Here is a 4,623-nt window from a genome sequence, read left to right as displayed (position 1 = left end):
CCCTCGCAGTCGATATCGTTGATCCTTCCCTCAACGACGGCGATAACAGTTCTCTGGTAACCTTTGAGTTCAGCGAAGATGTCGCCGGTTTTGACAACAGTGATGTGAACGTCAGCGGTGGAACCCTGAGCGACTTCACCCTGGTGGATGGCAGCAGCTATACGGCCATCTTCACGGCCGACGATGCGGTGGAAACCACCGGCTCGGTGTCCGTGGCAGCGGCCAGCTACACCGACGTGGCGGGCAAAGATGGTGGAGCCGGCTCGGATACGGTGACGATTGATACGCTCAATCCGACAGTGGGCATCAACTTTGCCAGCCAACTGCTCACTGGCCAGAACTTTAGCACTACAGTTACCTTCCAGTTCAGCGAAGCCGTAAGCGGTTTCGCCGCCAGCGACGTGACCCTGACCAACGGGGTGCTGAGCAACTTCACCGGCAGCGGCAGCAGCTACACCGCCACGTTCACTGCCACCAACTTCCAGTCGCCAACGGGAACAGTGGCGGTGTCCAATGGCTATTTCGATACCGCTGGCAACCAGGGTGTTGCCAATTCGGCCAACATCGCTATGACCGTGGGCGGCGGTCCTGACCCGAATGATGGTCCGTCTGGAGGCGGCAGTGTGATTGGCTCAGGTACAGCTGGAGCGGATTCCATCACCGGATCAACCGGTAATGACACCATCAATGGCGGCGAAGGCACTGACACCATCAATGGCGGCGACGGCAACGACATCATCGACGGCGGCAACGGCTACGACACTATCAGGGGCGGCACCGGCAACGACACCATCAGCGGAATCGGCGGCTTTGATCTGATCTACGGCGGATCTGGCAATGATATCATCAATGGTGGTAATGGTAATGACACCATCGTCGGCGGGTTCGGCAATGATTCCCTCGCTGGTAGCGGCGGCAACGACACCTTCCAGTTCCTGAGCATCTACGACCGGCAGGATGTGATTACCAATTTCAGTGCAATTTCCGGCGATACCGACACCATCGTGTTCAATACCACTGGTGCCAGCGCCTTCACGTCCTTGGGTAGCGTGTCTTTGGGAACCACAAACTATACCGACGCCCTTGCAGCTGGCTACCTCACCTACAGCGGCGGGGTACTCTCCTACGATGCCGATGGTTCCGCGGGATCAACCTTCAGTCCGTTGGCGATCGTCACGTTGACGGGATCTCCTACTCTCAGTAACACCAACGTACTGTTCCAGAACCTCTAGCTCAAGCAGGCATTCCCCGCCTTATTTCTCCGGCCACTGCTGGCCATTATTGCGGGGAATGTTCTTAACTTCTTCTGCTCTGCACCTGCTGGTAATGATTTGGTAGTAAATGTTGATGGATGCAGCGACAACGGTTAAAGCTTATAAAAGTGTATCTCAAGTGGAGGAGGCATTTCGCTGTTATAAGTCAATTGATTTAAAGGTGCGTCCTATCTATCATTATCAGGGTGATAGAATCAAAGCCCATATCTTTTTGTGTATGTTGGCTTATTATGTGGAATGGCATTTAAAACAGTGCTTGGCTCCTTGGTTATTTGAGGATGAAGAAATTGATGATAGTTCTCTGAATGTGATTAAAGCTAGTCGCAGTGAATCCGCTCAATCTAAAGAGAGAAAAAAACGGAATCAAGAAAACCTCCCTGTGCATAGTTTTCGGACTTTGTTGGAAGACCTGGGGACAATTTGCTTGCATACAGTAGAATGTACGATTAGAGAAGGAAGTTATCGTTTTTCTAAGATAACTTGACCGACTGAACTACAACAATCATGCGTTAGATTTATTAGGGGTTTCCCTAATTTGTACCCAGTAACGGGGCGGCGGAAATTCTTTTAATCCCTCCTACAGCACAGGTTATGGCCTTTTGTCAACAGGGAAGTCCAGTAATAGGTAAGAGATAAGAGTAGGGCTAATTCCGGAATTAGCCCTACTTTTTTAGGTTCCAACTAATCCTATTTGACCTAATAGGTAAGGCAGAAATACTTATTTCTGGAACCGTCCAGAGATAGAGTTGTTTCCAACTAATCCTATTTGACCTAATAGGTAAGGAAAGAACGGTTATATGTCAAAATATACCGTTTCTAAACTGTTTCCAACTAATCCTATTTGACCTAATAGGTAAGGTGGGGTTTCCGGTCATTACGAACCCCGAGGCGATTGCGTTTCCAACTAATCCTATTTGACCTAATAAGTAAGGATTGTCCACCACCTAGAATTAGATTCGATAAAAAGTGATTTCCAACTAATTCTATTTGATCTAATAGGTAAGGGATAAGAGTAAGGCTAATTAATGAATTAGCCTTACTCTTTATGTTTCCAACTAATCCTAATTTGTCATTAATTTTGCTTAGGTACTTAACTATAAACGGGATTATTTCGGCCAAAGTTTTTGAAATTTTCCCGCTTGACCATTATTCTCGTCTAGAAAACCTAGAAAATAAGCACAATCATCAGAGTCATCAGGAAAAATTGTTAATAATTCTAGATATTTATAGGTGTCTTTCGGTCTTTTTTTGCCCTGTTCAGTAGTGATAATATTCACAAGGGGATACATTCGATGCCAAAGACAACCAATTTGATCGATACTTCCTGTCACCGAGGTTTTATAGATACTTAAATTATCCAATTTTTGATAGGCTTTGTGAAGCCATTTTATGGACAGGGAATCATCTTTATCTTCGGCAATTCTTCCCCAAACTTCGACATTTTTAGGATGCCAACTTTCTCGCCAGTTAGCACTATTATCGGGAGTTATGGGGATATTTTGTTGTAAGGACATCCATTGTTTAGCAATAGTGCGAACATCTTTGATAAAGGGATGAACATGAGTTAAATCTATGACTTTATTATCGTTGATTAAAGAACTTTTATCCCCCCATTGCCAATGACAGCCAATTAAGGGTTTATTGGGATAATAATCCTCATAGAAAATACTATGATCTGCTCGTCGCCATGATTTACCAAATCCTCCTAATAACATGGCAAAACGAGTGAGAAAACAAATTAATTTTTTTAAGCATTCTTGCTGGTTTTCGGGGAGAGATTGGGATTGGGTGAGAATCCAGCGCAATTCTCCTGTTACTGTGTAGGTGGGTTCCTTGTAACCCTTGGCAAAGGTTCCTAACTCTAGAGAGTTGACACAAAAATCGACCGCTAGTAAACCTTGGGTTGCTTCTCCGTCAATTCCTCCAAATAGCTGATTAACTAACTTTTCGGCATTTTTAGCATCAGTTAAACCGCCAAAAATACGCAAGGCATGACCGCGAATTGCTCCTCGAAAAATATTGGGTCGAAATTCCCTTGCACCATCGAGGCTTTTAGGAGCCATTCCTTGCCCTTTCAGAAAACATTTATATAAAGGTTCTTTTGAAGGTTTAATGTCTTTTGGTAAGCCGTAACCGCTACTAACACGGCATCCTAGACCAGATTCTAAAGCTCTTTCCCAGATAGTCCAAATCTCCTCCCAATCGGGTTGTTCTATTGAGGTAGAAATGCCAAATTTTAGGGTAGGTTGATAGAGAGAAATTAAAGCAAAACCACTTTCTCCACTGGGTTTTTGTCGAGTGTTTGGGGTTTTTACTTGCCATCCCTGTTGCGGGTGAACAATATCTAAAAGATTTTCCGTCCAATCATTAACGGGATAACCGCCATGGAAGCGCAAAAGACTAGGGTTATCGCTATCTTTTTCGAGGTGATAACGTTGTTTTTGTTCGGGGGTGCAAGCTTGACAAAAGGCTCCTTTCATGCTGGAACCGGGATAAAATGGTATGCCATAAGCACCCATTACAGGCCGAATTATTCCTTCATCTTGTCCCCCATTAGTGACGAATCGCCACGATATTTGATATTCTTTGGTTTTTACTTCTTGACCAAATTGGGGAGGATTTTCATCGACTCGTTCTATCCATTCCTTTACCCATTTTTGGCTATCATTTTCATCTTTTTTAGAGTCAATATATTGTAATTGCGATCGCCCTTTGGTTTGTGCGCGAAACATCAGGGGGATTTTGTCACCAATATCGGGAATATTAACCATATAATTTATCGCTCCTTTGTTCCTTTATATCTTTGAGTCCACCAAACTAAACAATCGCATAGTTGCGTTAAAACAGCGAGGGTAATTCTCTGGTCTTCTAGCTTTAATTCCCAGAGTTTTTCTGCCATTACTTGAACAGATTCGGTATCATTTACCTGTACGGTATCGTTAGGGATAGGAATCCCCGCTTCTGCCATGGTTTCGACTAATTTATCCCAAGTTTCTTTCCAGTATTGTGCCTTATTGGGTTCCTTGGATTGTAAGCGCAGATGTTCACCCCAGAATCTTTCTAGTCCATAGGAAACGGATTCACGCATTTTAAAAGATTGATTGAGAGAATCTCGGTCTCGTAGTTTGGCAGCGAGAACTAATTTCTGAGCAATGCGATCGAGATTGTATTCTTTCCAAGCCATAATATTAGATAAAATGTAATTATTGCGCCAATTCAAAAATGAAACGCATCAACCTCAAGAGTTGACAAAGAAAGGCTCATCAGGTACTGTCTGATCATTAACAAAAACAAATCAGACCCAAAATGAGCCACCAACATCTTAACATAGAACAAAGAAACTTGCTCT

3 protein-coding genes, 1 pseudogene and 1 CRISPR repeat array are annotated in these 4,623 nt (G+C 44.1%); of the genes and pseudogenes, 2 read left to right on the top strand and 2 right to left on the bottom strand.

Annotated features, from left to right (window positions below; genetic code table 11):
* On the top strand, window positions 1-1,232 hold a 1,232-nt coding region (locus IM507_RS23185), incomplete at its 5' end, for an Ig-like domain-containing protein (RefSeq protein ID WP_287637815.1).
* Between the two features lie 112 nt (window positions 1,233-1,344).
* A pseudogene (locus IM507_RS23180) lies at window positions 1,345-1,822 on the top strand (IS1634 family transposase); the annotation flags it as partial.
* A gap of 127 nt (window positions 1,823-1,949) precedes the next feature.
* A CRISPR array of direct repeats spans window positions 1,950-2,279; the repeat unit is 34 nt; unit sequence TTCCAACTAATCCTATTTGACCTAATAGGTAAGG.
* A 101-nt stretch (window positions 2,280-2,380) separates the two neighbouring features.
* Here IM507_RS23180 and IM507_RS23175 read toward each other — a convergent pair.
* Together IM507_RS23175 and IM507_RS23170 are read right to left on the bottom strand one after the other, a co-directional pair.
* The gene (locus IM507_RS23175; RefSeq protein ID WP_287637814.1) at window positions 2,381-4,045 is read right to left on the bottom strand and encodes an RAMP superfamily protein; all 1,665 of its coding nucleotides are present in this window, start codon (window positions 4,043-4,045) and stop codon (window positions 2,381-2,383) included.
* Window positions 4,046-4,050: 5 nt separating this feature from the next.
* Window positions 4,051-4,458, bottom strand: coding sequence for a hypothetical protein (locus tag IM507_RS23170; RefSeq protein ID WP_002779055.1), 408 nt, complete (start codon window positions 4,456-4,458; stop codon window positions 4,051-4,053).
* Window positions 4,459-4,623: the final 165 nt, after the last annotated feature.

The organism is Microcystis sp. M20BS1 (assembly GCF_020245305.1).
In the GTDB taxonomy this organism is placed as follows: Bacteria; Cyanobacteriota; Cyanobacteriia; order Cyanobacteriales; family Microcystaceae; genus Microcystis; species Microcystis ichthyoblabe_A.
This window is presented reverse-complemented; position numbering and strand designations above follow the sequence as displayed.